Below are 14,646 nucleotides of genomic sequence, written 5' to 3' on the forward strand. Positions count from 1 at the left end.
ACCGGGCCCCGCGGCGTTGACCGGGCCCCGTGGCGCTCACCGGGCCCCGGCACCCGTCGCACTCGGAAGAACGGGTTGTCGTACGGGTGACGTAGCGTGCTCGTCATGACCATGCCGCCACCGCCGAACCAGCCGCCCCATAACCCGTACGGCGGGCCGGTGCCGCCCCCGCAGCAGCCCGGCCCGTACGGCGCCCCGCAGGGCTTCCCTCCGCCGGGCCACCCCCAACAGGCCCACCCCCGGCCCGGTGTTCCGCCGCAGTACCCGGGAGCCCCGGGGCCCGGCCCCGGCGGCTGGGGGCAGCCGCCGATGGGACTGCCGCCGATGGGACCGCCGAAGAAGAAGCTGGGGGCCGGCGCGATCGTCGCCATCGTCGTCGGTTCCCTGGTCGTGGTCGGCGGCATCGGTTACGGCGTCAAGGCCGGTCTCGACAGCGTCACCGGTCCCTTCCCCGAGGCGACGCACAAGCTGGTCGTCCCGCAGACCGTCCTCGACGGCGAGTTCACCCTCGTCTCCGACCTCTCCGACACCCAGGGCAAGGAGATCGAGGACACCCCCGACTTCACCGTGAAGGACGCGACGGCGGCGGTCGGGCAGTACAGCGGCAAGGACGAGTCCGTCCTCGTCCTCTCCGGGCTGTACGGGCAGATCAAGAGCCCCGGTACCACCCGCTCGTCCATCCTCAAGGGGGCCGCCACGGAAAAGGGCTCCAAGCTGGTCGTCAGGCCCAGGGACTTCACCCCCGCCGGGTACGGCGTGACCGTCAGCTGCCAGGTCACCACGTCGAAGGACGGACTCGGCTCGACGACGCTTCCCATGTGCGCCTGGGGCGACGAGAACACCGCCGCCGCCATCGCCCTCGTCGGCGCCGGGGAGGCCACGGCCGACCCGAAGGGCATCGACCTGGCCGACCTCGCGGAGAAGACGGCCAAGATCCGCGCGGAGATCCGCAAGCCGATCGGCTGACGCGGCCGGGGCGGGTCGGCCGGTCGGAGGCGCGGACCGCTGACGCGGCCGGAGGGCGGGGCGGCCCGGCGGATGGCGGAGGTGCGGCGCGTGCCCTGGCACCGGGCCTCCGGGACGCGGCCCCGAGGGCCTCCCCTCGCGCCTCCTCCGCCTCCCCTCGCGCCTCCTCCGCCTCCCCTCGCGCCTCCTCCGCCTCCCCTCGCGCCTCCTCCGCCTACCCCCGCGCCTCCTTCTCCAGCCGCAGCGCCTCCTCCATCACCGCCCGCGCGATCGGCGCCGCGCTGCCGCCCCCGCTGATGTCCGTGCGGGACGCCTCCGCGTCCTCGACGACCACCGCCACCGCGACCGCCGGCTGGGCCGCGTCCTCCGCCTGCGCCCAGGCGATGAACCAGGCGTACGGGGTGCCGGTGTTGCCGAAGCCGTGCTGGGCCGTGCCGGTCTTGCCGCCGACCCGCGCCCCGGGGATCGCCGCGTTCGTCCCCGTCCCCTCCGTCACCGCCTTCACCATCAGCCGCTGGAGCTGCATCGCCGTCGCGGGGTTCATCGCCTGCCGGTAACTGCGGCGGACCGTACGGTCGATCGTCGACCCGCCCGAGGTCGTCGTGCGGTCGACGAGGTACGGCTGGGCGATCTCGCCGTTGTTGGCGACCGCCGACGCCACCATCGCCATCTGGAGCGGCGTCGCCGTCGTGTCGAACTGTCCGATCGACGACAGCGCGAGCTGGTCCGGGCTCATCTCCCGGTCGAAGTTGGACTTGGCCACCCAGGACGGCACCCGCAGCCCCGTGTCGTTGAAGCCGAACATCCCCACCGCGTCGACCATCCCCTCCAGGCCCACCTCCACCCCGAGCCCGGCCATCACCGTGTTGCACGACCACTGGATCGCGTACGCGAGGGACGCGTCGCCGCAGCCCTTCGCCTCGTTCGGCAGCACCTGCCGGGTGCCGGGCAGGACGAAGGGGTCCGGGGTGTCCGTCGGTGCGTCCACGTCCCGTACCACCCCCGCGTCGAGCGCCGCCGCGGCCGTCACGATCTTGAACGTGGAGCCCGGCGGGTACGTCTGCCGCAGCGCCCGGTTCAGCATCGGCTGGTTCGGCGAGGTGGTGAGCCGCCTCCAGGCGTCCTTGACCCCCTTCCCCGTGCCGGAGAGGACACCGGGGTCGTACGAGGGCGAGCTGACCAGCGCGAGGATGCGGCCGCTGTGCGGCTCGACCGCGACGACCGCGCCGCGCTTCCCGTCGAGTCCCCGGAACGCCGCCTCCTGCATGGAGCTGCGGATCGTCGTCACGACGTCGCCGCCGGGCTGGCGGCCCCGGGTGAGGTCGTTCCAGAGCGGCAGCGGCGCCAGCAGGGGATCGGTGCCGGCCAGGATCGCGTCCTCGGCGTGCTCGACGAGGGTCGTGCCGTACGTCTGTGAGGAGTAGCCGGTGAGCGGCGCGTACAACGGGCCCTGGCGGTAGGTCCGTTCCCAGCGCAGCTGCTGTCCGCTGTCCCGGGAGCCGGTGACCGGCTTCCCGTCGACGACGATCTCGCCGCGCGGCTGCGCGTAGCGGTTGATCGCGATGCGCCGGTTGGCCGGGTTGTCGTCGAGCGACTCGGCCTCGAAGACCATCACGCGCGCGGAGTTGACGAGGAGTGCCACGAGAAGGACGAGGCAGAGCGCGGCGGCCCGCCGGGCGTAACGGATCACGTGGTTCCCCCCAGGGCGTGCGGCCGGATCACGAGGTGCACCGGTGTGTGCGGTCTGCTCACGAGGCCCCCTCCCTCACCGGTGCGAGCGTCCCCGTGTCGGCGTCGTCCGGCTGTGGTGCGCGCGCCGAGTCGCTGACCCGGATGAGGAGCGCCACGATCACCCAGTTCGTGACGACCGACGACCCTCCCTGGGCCAGGAACGGCATCGCCATCCCGGTCAGCGGGATCAGGCCCATCACCCCGCCCGCGATCACGAACACCTGGAGCGCCACGATCGAGGCGAGCCCGATCGCGAGGAGCCGTCCGAAGGGGTCCCGCAGCGAGAGGCCGGCGCGGTAGCCGCGGGCGACGAGCAGTGCGTACAGCAGGAAGAGCGCGGTGAGGCCGACCAGCCCCAGCTCCTCGCCGGCCGTGGCCAGGATGAAGTCGGACTTGGTGGCGAAGCCGATGAGGACGGAGTGGCCGAGTCCGAGCCCCGAGCCGAGCATCCCGCCGGCCGCGAACGCGAAGAGGGACTGGGCGAGCTGTCCGGGCCCGTCCCCGGCCCGGATCGAGGCGAACGGGTCGAGCCAGTCCTGCACCCGGCTGTGCACGTGCGGTTCGAGCGAGCCGACGAGGAAGGCGCCGGCGGCGGCGAGGACGAGGCCGACCGCGATCCAGCCGGTCCGGCCGGTCGCCACGTACAGCATGATCACGAAGAGGCCGAAGAAGAGCAGTGAGGTGCCCAGGTCCCGTTCGAGGACGAGCACGCCGACGCTCAGCAGCCAGATCGCCACGATCGGCCCCAGCACGCGCCCGGTCGGGAACTGGAACTTCCAGATCCGGCGGCCGGTGTACGCGAGCGCGTTGTGGTTGGCGGCGAGATAGGCGGCGAAGAAGACGGCGAGCAGGATCTTGGCGAACTCGCCCGGCTGGAAGGAGAGACCGCCGAGCCGGATCCAGATCTTGGCGCCGTTCACCGCCGGGAAGAAGATCGGCAGGATCATCAGGGCCAGCGCCGCGGCCACCGACACGTACGCGTACCCCTGGAGCGCGCGATGGTCGCGGAGCAGCAGCACGACCACGATGAAGAGCGTGACGCCGAGCGTCGACCAGACCAGCTGCGTCGTCGCCGCCTGGTCCTTCGGCGTCTCCAGGTCGAGCCGGTAGATCAGCACCAGGCCGAGGCCGTTGAGCAGGACCGCGATCGGCAGGAGCAGCGGATCGGCGTACGGGGCGCGGAACCGGACCGCGAGATGGGCGACGAGCGCGAGCAGGCCGAGCCCGGCCCCGTAGCGCGCGGCGTCCGGCGGTACCGCCCCGCTGCGGGCGAGGCCGACCTCGGCGTACCCGAAGACGCAGATGAGGACGGCGCAGACGAGGAGGGAGAGTTCCACGCCGCGGCGCTTCGGCGTGCGTACCCCGGGCGGGGGAGCGTCCGTGCGCGGTGCGGTCATGGCCGCAACGTAGCAAGCGGTATGCCCTATGTCCCTTTTGTGTGACGGTGTGCCGTGTGGCGCGGTTCTGTTCCGCGTGTTCCGCGCCGCTCCGGCCGCGGGAGGAGGCCCCTCCCGGAGGCGTCGGGGCCGGCCCTCAGTCCTCCTGCGTGGGGTCCACGAGGTTCACGTACTCGGGCAGCCGCAGCCGGGCCTCGGCGCCCTCGCCGTCGGCGGCGCGGGCGAAGGCGAGCTCGGCGCCGATCACCTCCGCCTGCCCCGCCGCGATCGTCAGACCGAGGCCGTGCCCCTTGCCCCCGCTCTCGGTACGGAACCGCTGCGGCCCCGACTCCAGCAGATAGGCGGGGTAACCGGGCCCGTGGTCCCGCACGGACACCACGGGGCCGTCCACCGTCAGGACCACCGGCGGGGCCCCGTGCTTGTGCGCGTTGGCGATCAGATTGCCGAGCACCCGCTCCAGCCGGCGCCGGTCCGTCTCCACCGTCGTGTCCCGTACGACCCGCACCTCGGTCTCCGTGCCCGACGCGCGCACCACCCGCTCGGCGAGCGGGCCCAGTTCGTGCACGGCCAGGTCGACGGTCTCGTTGCGGGCGTCGAGCCGCGAGATCTCCAGGAGGTCCTCGGTCAGCCCGCGCATCGCCCGCACCCTGTCCCGTACGAGCTCCGACGGCCGCCCCTCCGGCAGCAGCTCGGCCGCCGCCGAGAGCCCGGTGAGCGGGGTGCGCAGCTCGTGCGCCACGTCGGCGGTGAACCGCTGCTCGCTCTGCAGCTTGCTCTGGAGCGAGGAGGCCATCGTGTCGAGCGCCCCGGACACGGTCGCCACCTCGTCCTGGGGGCGCGAGGAGTCCTTCGTACGGGGGTCGTCGACGCGCGCGTCGAGATCGCCCGCACTGATCCGGCGCGCCACCTGCGCGGTGAGGTGCAGCCGCCGGGTGACCCGGGTGACCGCGAAGGCGCCCACGAGCAGCGTCGCCCCGATCGCGAGGACGGAGGAGCCGAGGATCGAGCGGTCGAGCGCGTCGATCGTCTCGGCGCTCTGGGTGTAGTCGAGGCGTACGGCGAGGGCGCGGCCGTCCGCCGGACCCGCCGCCCACATCGTCGGCCGGCCCCGGTCGTCGGCGACCACCGTGCCGCGCTCGCCCCGGACGGCGAGCGCGTGGAGCGAGGGCGGGAGTCCGGGCGGGTCGACGCCGGCGAACCGGGGGAGCGGCTCGCCGGCCTCGTAGAGCCGGGTGACGTCGGTGAGCCGCGCGAGGGCCTTCTCCCGGGAGTCGTTCACGGTCTGACCGGTCACCGACACATGGACGAGGGTGCCGAGCAGTGCGGCCAGGGCGCAGCACATGACCGCGATGAAGACCGCGGCCTTCCAGGTCAGGGTCGCGGTCCAGGCGGGCAGCCGGGGCGCCCTCACGGGCTCGGCTCGGCGGGAACGGCCACGTCCGGTGGGAGCGGGAGGGGCGTCGAGGTCGCCCCCGGGGCCGGTGTCGGGCTGACCAGCCGGGGTGCGGGGAGGACGGTCGGGGGCGCGGTGCGGCCGGGCTTCACCCGGACGATCTCGTCGCGGGTGGGCAGCATGCTGTGCTGCTGCTCGTCCCAGGACCAGGCGGTGCGGTACTCGTACCCGGGGATGCCCGCCGAACTGACCCGCATGATCAGGTCCCGGCCGGCCAGCTCCACGCTGATGACCTGGTCGACGGTGGCCATGATGCGGGTGAGCCCGCCGTTCTCGGCGAGGTAGACGCGCACGCCGACCTGCTGGTCCGGCATGCGGATCCCGACGATCAGCTCGTCCCGGCCGTTGCCGGTGAGGTCGCGGTAGTACGGCCGCATGACCGGACAGGCGGCCGGCGCTGTGCCGCAGGCCTTGATCGCGCGGGCGGTCTCCTCGTAGAGCCCGTCGCCGCCGCTGTACGTGTCGGGGTGCGCGCGCACCTCGGCGTCGACCACCGCGACGGCGTCGACGGCGTGGACGTCGTTGTCGGCGACCTTGATGCCGGGGACGCGCTCGGTGTCGGACTCCCCGTAGTCGATGGGCGGGTCCGTGGCGGGCGGCAGATCGGGCCAGAGCCGTACCGGCCCGACGGCGGTGGGGGTGGACCCGGCGCTCTGGAGCCCGCCCTCGTTGCGTCCGCAGCCTGCGGTGCCGCCGAGTACGAGGGCACACAGGACACCGGCGGCGGCGAGCTGCACTCCGCGCGGACTCACACTGCTCCTCGTACGGGTCGATCGGTGGGGCGGCCGGGGCGGCCGGGCGGCGGAACCGGTCCGGGCCTGCTTCCAGTAGACCCTATTCGGAGGGAAGTCCTTTTTGTCTCTGCGCAGGCTCGGTCGGCTCGACAGCGCTCACTGTCCCAGACGGCCGGGCTCCAGGGCCCGGGCGGGCGGTCGGGTTCTGGGCCCGGGGGGCTGGGGGCTGGGCGGACGGTCGGGTCCAAGGCCCGGGCTGGCGTCCGTCCGACTCCACGGCCCGGGCGGGCGTCCGGCTCCGCGGCCCGGGCGGACGGTCGGTTCCAAGGCCCGGGCTGGCCGGGCGGCTCCAGGTCCCGGGAGGCCGGGGTCCCGGGAGCCGAGGGCCGGGCGGCTCCGCAGGCCGGGCGGGACCGGCCCCGCAGCCTAGAACGCGCCCCGCTCCATCCTCGCGAGGGCCGCCCGGCACACGGTCAGGAGCTTCTCGTCGACGTGGATGTCATGGCTCCCCGATGCGCCCTCGCGGGCGTTGTGACGACGCCGGCGGGTCAGCTCGGTGAGGATCACCAGCTGGGCCTCCGAGGCCGCCGGGCCCATCTCCGCCAGGCACTCGGCCACGTCCACGCGCGCGTGCCGGTTCTCCTCCCAGGCCGCGAGCAGCACCGGCAGCGCCTCCGCCGCGTCCCCGGACACCCGCCACAGGGCCGCGGCGCTGCGGACCCGCACCCACAGGTCCCGCGCGGCCAGGCCCGGTCTGAGGGCGGGGGCCGTCGAGGCGGCGGCCGGGCCGATCTCGCCGAGGGCCTGCGCCGCGGAGCACCAGTCCGCGCCCGAGGCGCCCGGCCGGAGCCACCGCTCCAGAGCGGTCAGGACCTCACCCAGATCACCCTCCGCCGCCCACAGGGCGCGCGCCGCCGTCGTCGCGACGGTGGCCGAGTCGGCGGCGAGGAGCCCGCGCATGTCGGGTACGGCCTCCTGGGCCGCGGGCCCGAAGGCCGCCAGGGTCCGCAGCGCGGACTCGCGCACCCAGTCGCGCCGGTTCGCGGGCGCGCCCCGCAGGACCCGCAGGACCTCCGGCACGGCCTGGGAGCCCCGTACCGCCGCGAGGGCGTAGAGCAGGGGCGCCGCCCGGTCGTACAGCCGCTCGTCCAGCTCGACCTCGGCGAGCCGGCGCCGCAGCAGCGGGGCCAGCATGGCGGCGGAGGGCCCGAGGCCGTCCATCGCGTACAGCAGCTCGCGGCGCACCTCGCGCTCCTCCAGGGCGCGGGCGAGCAGCGGGACGGCGCGGGTGTCGCCGGCGCGGGCGAGCGCGAGGAGGGCGCCGTCGCGCCCGGACCGCCCGACGAAGCCGTTCTGGGGGCTGCCGCCGAGACCACTGCCGCTCCCGGTGCCGCCGAGACCGCTGCCGCTCCCGGTGCCGCCGACACCGCTCCCGCTCCCGCTGCCCTGGGCGGTGCCGCCGCTCAGGGCGGCGCCCGTGCCCGTGCCCGTACCGGAGCCCACGGCGAGGCGGGCGGCGAGCGCGTCGGCGGCGGGCGCGCCCAGCTCGAAGAGACGTTCCAGGAACGAGGTCGCGGCCTCCCTGAGCCGCGGCTCGGGGTCGTTGAGCTGGGCGCCGACGAGCCGGACGACCTCCTCGTACCGCCCCCGCCAGATCCGTATCAACCCGCCGCACAGCCAGATCGCGTCCGAACGCTGCCCCCAGTCCGGACTGCGCAGCTGCGCCAGGATGAGCGCGATGCGGTCGTCCACGCGGTCGTCGAGCGCCGCGTGCAGGGTCCGGAGCAGCTCCTCCGTCCAGGGAGCGGGCCGGCCGGCGGCGTGCTCCTCCAGGAGCTCGCGGACCTGCCCGATGAGGGTCGGTGTCGCGGCGCGCTCGGTCCCGGGTGCGGCCGGTCCCAGCGCCGAGGTCCTGATCTCCTCCAGGAGCCCCGTCACCCACGGCACGATGTCGTCCGGGATGTCGCCGGGCGCGCAGCGCGCCCGCTGGGCGAGGGCCGCGAGCCGGAGGCCGGGGTCCTGGGCGGCGCGGGCGAGCCACCCCAGCCAGTCGACGGTCTCGGTGCGCAGCGACGCGTGGCGCAGGGCGATCCGCCCGACGGCGGCGACCAGGGCGAGCCGTACCTCGGTGTCCCGCTCGACGGTGAGCCGCTCCCGCAGCAGGGTCAGCACCCGCGCGGGCTCGGGGTGCAGCGAGGCGAGCGCGCAGGGCGCGGCGAGCCGCACCTCCGGGTCGGGGTCGGAGACGAGCCCCAGGAAGACGTCGGCGCCGGCGGCGATCGCCGCGGCGGCCATCGCGTAGTTCGCGGCGGGGATGAACTCCTCGTCGTCGGCGTCGAGTTCGTCCAGTTCCTCGTCGTCGTCGAGCTCGATCCCGCCGATGCTGGTGAGCAGCTCGACGATGCTGCCGCGGTCCTGGACGGCGGGGTCGGCGACGAGTTCGAGGAGGAAGGGGATGCAGGCGAGGGTGGAGTCGTAGACGTCGCCCTGGTGGTGCACGGCCCCGTACATCCCGTCGAGGGCCGTCTCCCGCTCGGCGGGATCGGCGGAGGCGAGTCCGCGGAGCAGCTCCGGCACGTCGTCCGCGGGGCCGTACGCGTGCCCCAGTGAGGCCCAGTCGACCTCCTCGATCCCCGTCAGCATTTGCCAGGCCGCCTTCCCCGTGAGCCCTGTACCAGGCAGCAAGTGTGCACCACGGGACGGGCAGCAAGGCCTTACCGGCGACACCGGGCGCGCGTAGACCCCCAGTTGCGGTCTCTTTGCGCCATGTGCGGTACGCAGCGGGGCAGTTGCACTCCGTGCCTGCCCGGGAACGGCGCCCGCCGGCGGGCTAGCCCTCGGACCGTACGCGGACGAAGGTCGCGTTCTCCTGTCGCTGCCGCACGGCGAGCTGTCGCAGTTCGACGGGGAGCGGCGGGTCGATCCACCGCACCGGCCCGTGCTCGGGGTCCTGGGCGAGCGGCCCCGCGCGGTCCCCGGCCAGGGCGCCGACCTCGCGCGCCTGCGCCGGGGTGAGCCGGGGCGAGGTGGAGACCGTACGACCGTCCGCGAGCCGTACGACCAGGGCACGGGGCCGGTCGGGCGGGCCGACGACACCGAGCAGCACGCCGTCGCTCGTCTCCATGTGCCGGATCTTCCGCCAGGCCCAGGTGGAGCCGGCCCGATAGGTGGAGGTCAGGGACTTCGCGACGATCCCCTCGACCCCCGCGTCCCGCAGATCGCGGAACCAGCCGCGCGCGATCTCCTCGTCCTGGGTGGCGAGCACCCGCTGGAGCGGCGGCTCGGCGTCGAGCAGGGCCGTACCGAGCAGCTCCCACCGGTCGCGGAGCGGCAGCGCGCGCACGTCGCGCCCCGGGACGGCGAGCAGGTCGAAGGCGATGTACGAGACCGGAACACCGGCCCGTGCCCGGTCGGCGGGGGAACGCAGCAGGTCGGTGAAGCTCAGCCGCCCGTCCCGGTACGCGCACAGCTCGCCGTCGAGGACGATCCCTGGCGGCAGCTGGTCCCGCAGGTGCGCGGCGATCCCGGGGAACTCGGGGGCGAGGTCGCGACGGGAACGCGACTGGAGGACGACCTTCCCGTCGCCGAGGACGAAGGCGAGGGCACGGAAACCGTCGAGCTTGAGCGAGTACTGGAGCTCCCGGGGCGGCTTTCCCTGAGCGGGGATCTCGTCGGCGGAACGGGGCCGCATGACGTCGACGGGAGGGAGAAGCACGAGGTCGTGGGCGCGGGGGCCGGGGCGAGGCCGGGGGCGGGGGCCCGATCCGGAGGCGGAGGCGGAGACGGGAACAGGGGCAGCGGCAGGGCCGAGGTCAGGTCCGGGGCCGGTGTCGGTGCTGGTCTCGGTGCCGGTGCCGGTGCCGGTGCCGGTGCCGGTGTCGGGGTCGCTGTCGGCGGCGGACCCGGAGGCGCGGCCGGAGGCGGAGGCGGGATCGGGATCAGGGGGCCGGTCGGAGCGGGCGCCGGCGCCGGAGCCGGAGCCGGCGGGGAAGAGGGAGAGGGAGCCGGAGAGGGAGGGGGATCCGGCGCCCGGGGTGCGGGGCGCGGTGCGCCCGTGACCCGGAGTGCCACCGGCCGCGGACGCACCCCGGCCGTCGGCCCCGCCGGGCGCGCCAGGCCCGCCAGGCCCGCCCGGAGTGGTGCCTCCGGCCCCGCCCTGGGCCCCGTCGGGCCCGCCACGAGCGCCGACGCCGGGGCTCGTGGCGTCGTCACCCGCGCCCCGGGCGTGCGCTCCGGCCCCGTTCACGACGCGCCCCAGGGCCGGTTCACGGCACGTCCCCCGCCCGTTCGGGCGCGAAAAGTGGCGCAAGGAGATCCCCGTACCGCTCAAGACGTGGCGCGATGTCATCCATGAGGAGGACGAGGGACTCGGGGTTCCCGGCGGCGCCGGCGCACTCCTCGACCTCTTCCCACGTGACGGGCGCGGAGACCATGGGGAGAGGCCGTGCCCGCAGGGTGTAGGGCGTGGCGGTGGTCTTCGCGGCGGCGTTCTGGCTGTGGTCGACGAAGACCTTCCCGGGCCGCAGCGCCCGGGCCATCCGGTGCACGACGAGCCGTGGCAGCGCGGCCTCCGCCTCGACGGCGAGCGTGCGCGCGTACGCCGAGACGAGCGGGGACGGCGTGGGCACCACCGGGACGAGGAGGTGCAGCCCCTTGGAGCCGGAGGTCTTGGCGAAGGCTTCGAGACCGTCGGCGGTGAGCCGTTCGCGCAGGTGGAGGGCGACGCGGCAGCAGTCGACGACCGTCGCGGGCGGCCCGGGGTCGAGATCGAACACGAGCCGGTCGGCGACCGCGGGGGAGGAGGCCCGCCACTGCGGTGTGTGGAACTCCACGACGAGGTTCGCCGCCCACATCAGCGAGGCCAGGTCCTCGACGACCACCTGCCGGGCCCGGGGGTCCTCGGAGCGGGGCACGGGGGTGGTCCTCACCCAGGAGGGTGTGCCGGGCGGCGGATTCTTCGTGAAGAAGAGCTGGCCGTCGGGACCGTCCGGATAGCGCAGGAAGGACACCGGGCGATCGCGCAGATGCGGCAGGATCGCGGCCCCGACGGTCGCGTAGTAGTGGAGCAGCTCGCCCTTGGTGGTGCCGGTGACCGGGTGGAGCACCTTGTCCAGGTTGCTGAGCGCCAGGCGCCGCCCCTCCACCTCTGTGAGAGGCGTCATACGATGAGAATCCCACGATTACGGACAAATCGGGAACGGCGAAACGTCCTGATCCGACCCGAAGGGAACGTCTGTGCGATCCATCTGGAACGGCGCCATATCCTTCGGCCTGGTCAGCATCCCGATCAAGCTGGTGAACGCCACCGAGAGCCGGTCCGTCTCCTTCCGGCAGATCCACACCGAGGACGGCGGCCGCGTCCGCTACAAGAAGGTGTGCGAGCTCGACGGCGAGGAGGTCCCGCAGGCGGAGATCGGCAAGGCGTACGAGGACGCCGACGGGACCATGATCCCGATCACCGAGGAGGACCTGGCCTCGCTGCCGCTCCCCACGGCGAAGACGATCGAGATCGTCGCCTTCGTACCGGCCGGTGACATCGACCCGCTGCAGATGGACGCCGCGTACTACCTCTCGGCGAACGGCGTCCCGGCGGCCAAGCCGTACACCCTGCTCCGCGAGGCGCTGAAGCGCAGCGAGAAGGTGGCCGTGGCCAAGTACGCCCTCAGGGGACGGGAACGCCTCGGAATGCTCCGGGTCGTGGACGACGTGATCGCCATGCACGGCCTGCTCTGGCCGGACGAGATCCGCGCGCCGGAGGGCGTGGCCCCGGAGAACCCGGTGAGCGTACGGGACGCCGAACTCGACCTGGCGGACGCCCTGATGGCCACTCTGGGCGAGGTCGACATGAGCACCCTGCACGACGACTACCGCACGGCGGTCGAGGAGATGATCGCGGCGAAGGCGGAGGGCGGCGAGGGAGTCGCACCCCCGACCACGGGCGAGGAGCCGGGCGGCGGCCAGGTCATCGACCTGATGGCGGCCCTGGAGAACAGCGTGCGGGCGGCGAAGGAGGCCAGGGGCGAACAGGAGGAGGGGAAGGGGGAGGCGGAGGTCACGCCGCTGAAGCCACGGGCGGCGCGTGCGCCGAAGGCGACGGACGCGAAGAAGTCCACGTCGAAGACGGCGGCGAAGAAGACGGCGGCACCGGCGCGCAAGTCGACGGCGAAGACGGCGACGAAGAAGACGACGGCGAAGGGCACGGCGACGAAGAGCACGGCGACGAAGAAGACGGCGGCGAAGAAGACCACGGCGAAGAAGGCGACGCCGCGCAAGCGCACGGCGTAGGGCGGCCAACGGACGTGGAGGAACCGCCGACACCGACAGGCACCCACCCCACTCGCCCCCACTCGCCCATCCCCACTCACCCCACTCGCCCCCCACTCCACACCCGCCCACCCCCACCCCACACCCGCCCACCCCCCACCCCACACCCGCCCACCCGGTGGGCGTGTGTGGGGTGGGGGGTCTCACCGGGAAGGAGGACCGCCGGCGGAACGCAACTCCTCGTACGCGGTGTTGATGTCGGCGACGCGCACGGTGACGAGGTCGTCCCGGCTGGGGGTGGCGTTCCCGCCGTGGGTGTCGTAGAGGCGCAGGTCGCGGGAGGAGGCGGCCTTGCGGCAGAGCTCGCGGGCGAGCCGCCCGTTGCCCAACCGGTCGGCGAGCCCGTCCCGTACGACGGACCGGAAGTGGGAGTGGAGGACGGCGGCCGCGTCCTCGTCCACGACGTCGCCCTGCGCCTCCAGCACGCCGTGGGCGATCTCGAGGAGTTCCGCCGCCGAGTACGAGGGGAAGTCGATCCGCGTACTGAAACGGGAGGTGAGTCCGGGGTTCGTGGAGAGGAGTTCGGCCATCTCGTCCGGGTATCCGGCCAGGATGACGACGAGCCGGTCGCGGTCGTCCTCGGCCCGCTTGAGCAGCACCTGAAGGGCTTCCTTGCCGAAGGCGTCGCCGCCGGAGTAGCCGGTGTTGTGGAGCGCGTAGGCCTCGTCGACGAAGAGGACACCACCGAGGGCGGAGTCGATGACGGCCTTCGTCTTCATGGCCGAGGAGCCGAGGTGCTCGCCCACGAGGTCGACCCGCGAGGTCTCGACGAGCGTCCCCGTCTCCAGCATGCCGAGCCCGGCGAAGATGTCGCCGATGATGCGGGCCACCGTCGTCTTGCCGGTGCCCGGAGGACCGGCGAAGACGAAGTGCTGCGGCCCGGCGGTCGTCGGCAGACCCTGCTCCCTGCGGACGGTGGCCATCCGCAGCTGGGCGACGAGGGTCCGCACCTGCCGCTTGACCGGTTCGAGCCCGATCATCCGATCGAGCCGCGCGAGCGCCTCGTCGAGCCGCCGGTCCGCGGCGGTGGTGCCCTCCTCGGAGGGGGCGGCGGAGGGGGTGGCCGCCCCTTCCGATGCGGGAACGGGAACCTGCACGGGAACATGGACCTGCGCACGCCGGGCGACGTCGGCGAGACCGGGGAAGCAGCGGAAGGCGTACTGGAACTGGCGCAGCGCCTCCCGGCCGTCCCCGACGCCCTCGTGGGCGAGCCCGCGCAGGTAGGCGACCTCGCCGTCGAACCGTCCGCCCCGGCCCAGCACGCGGGGGAGCGGGGCCATGGTGTTGAGGACCTCGTGGAAGACACGCTGACGGGCGAGCGCGTACCCGACGTACAACTGGGCCTCGTCGCGCAGGAAGGGAGCCTCGATGCCCCGCGAGTACTCCAGGACCAGCGGCCAGTTCTGCTTGAGGTAGGCGTAACGCGTGCAGAGGAACCGCGTCTCGTCACAGTCGAGGACGGCGGTGAGGAGCGCGGGCTCGACCTCGTCGACCCGCCCCGCGGACAGCTGCTGCGCCATGCCGGCGAGCCACAGATCGCGCGAGGTCTCCAGCCGGAAGGTGACGTAGACGCCGAGATCGAACCGGGAACGCACGGTCAGCGCGCACTTGTTCCGCAGCGCGCCGAAGGAATGCCGGTACCGCCCCATGGCGTCGACGGCCTCGGCCTGCGACCGCCCGGTGGCGTGCAGCCCCAACCAGGCGTCGGCGGCGGTGGGGTCGTACTCCAGCACCTCGGTGAACCGGACGGCGGCGGCATCGAACTGCCCCAGCCGAAGCAGCGCGACCCCTTCGCGCCACACCCGCTCGCACTTCTTGGCGGTACGCCTGGACACGGACTCTCCCGCCACAGTTCCCCCCGACCTAGGCGACCAGTCAAAGGGTAATGCCGCCGAGCGCAGGCGAAGGAGCACCTCGGCCGCACGCGCGGAACCATGCCGCTGCACCCGAAGAGACCCCGGCGACTAGGCGCCCGTCTGGTAGTCGAGTCCGGGATCGGGCGGACCGCAGCGCAGGATCGCGTCCACGGCCGGCCACATCT

At 73.9% G+C, this 14,646-nt stretch carries 10 protein-coding genes; 2 read left to right on the plus strand and 8 right to left on the minus strand.

Annotated features, from left to right (window positions below; all coding sequences use genetic code 11):
* Nucleotides 1-105 precede the first annotated feature (105 nt).
* Nucleotides 106-966: a hypothetical protein gene (locus tag ACFQ79_RS07525; RefSeq protein ID WP_383580014.1), complete on the plus strand. Its 861-nt coding sequence runs from the start codon at nt 106-108 to the stop codon at nt 964-966.
* A gap of 214 nt (nt 967-1,180) precedes the next feature.
* Here the strand turns inward: ACFQ79_RS07525 and ACFQ79_RS07530 are convergent, their stop codons facing one another.
* The 7 genes from ACFQ79_RS07530 to ligD form a co-directional block, all read right to left on the minus strand.
* Nucleotides 1,181-2,656, minus strand: coding sequence for a penicillin-binding transpeptidase domain-containing protein (locus tag ACFQ79_RS07530; protein WP_383580015.1), 1,476 nt, complete (start codon nt 2,654-2,656; stop codon nt 1,181-1,183).
* Between the two features lie 58 nt (nt 2,657-2,714).
* Entirely contained in the window at nt 2,715-4,094 is a 1,380-nt protein-coding gene (locus ACFQ79_RS07535) for an FtsW/RodA/SpoVE family cell cycle protein (RefSeq protein ID WP_383580016.1), read from the minus strand.
* A 136-nt stretch (nt 4,095-4,230) separates the two neighbouring features.
* Nucleotides 4,231-5,505 carry an ATP-binding protein gene (locus ACFQ79_RS07540; RefSeq protein ID WP_383580017.1) on the minus strand — a complete coding sequence of 425 codons (1,275 nt, stop codon included), beginning with the start codon at nt 5,503-5,505 and terminating at the stop codon, nt 4,231-4,233.
* The gene (locus ACFQ79_RS07545) at nt 5,502-6,299 is read right to left on the minus strand and encodes a hypothetical protein (RefSeq protein ID WP_383580018.1); all 798 of its coding nucleotides are present in this window, start codon (nt 6,297-6,299) and stop codon (nt 5,502-5,504) included. Before ACFQ79_RS07545 ends, ACFQ79_RS07540 begins: the two co-directional genes overlap by 4 nt.
* A gap of 408 nt (nt 6,300-6,707) precedes the next feature.
* Entirely contained in the window at nt 6,708-8,924 is a 2,217-nt protein-coding gene (locus ACFQ79_RS07550) for a PBS lyase (protein WP_383580019.1), read from the minus strand.
* A gap of 187 nt (nt 8,925-9,111) precedes the next feature.
* Nucleotides 9,112-10,527 (minus strand): DNA ligase, encoded by a 1,416-nt coding sequence (locus ACFQ79_RS07555; RefSeq protein WP_383580020.1) that lies wholly within the window; start codon nt 10,525-10,527, stop codon nt 9,112-9,114.
* 19 nt (nt 10,528-10,546) lie between these two features.
* The gene (ligD, locus tag ACFQ79_RS07560; RefSeq protein ID WP_383580021.1) at nt 10,547-11,443 is read right to left on the minus strand and encodes a non-homologous end-joining DNA ligase; all 897 of its coding nucleotides are present in this window, start codon (nt 11,441-11,443) and stop codon (nt 10,547-10,549) included.
* Nucleotides 11,444-11,516: 73 nt separating this feature from the next.
* On the opposite strand from ligD, the gene ACFQ79_RS07565 reads away from it, so the two are divergent.
* Nucleotides 11,517-12,566: a Ku protein gene (locus ACFQ79_RS07565; RefSeq protein WP_383580022.1), complete on the plus strand. Its 1,050-nt coding sequence runs from the start codon at nt 11,517-11,519 to the stop codon at nt 12,564-12,566.
* A 182-nt stretch (nt 12,567-12,748) separates the two neighbouring features.
* Here ACFQ79_RS07565 and ACFQ79_RS07570 read toward each other — a convergent pair whose 3' ends face one another.
* On the minus strand, nt 12,749-14,440 hold the full coding sequence (locus ACFQ79_RS07570) for an AAA family ATPase (RefSeq protein WP_383580023.1): 1,692 nt from the start codon (nt 14,438-14,440) through the stop codon (nt 12,749-12,751).
* Nucleotides 14,441-14,646: the final 206 nt, after the last annotated feature.

It is taken from the genome of Streptomyces sp. NPDC056480 (assembly GCF_042795405.1).
Classification (GTDB): Bacteria; Actinomycetota; Actinomycetes; order Streptomycetales; family Streptomycetaceae; genus Streptomyces.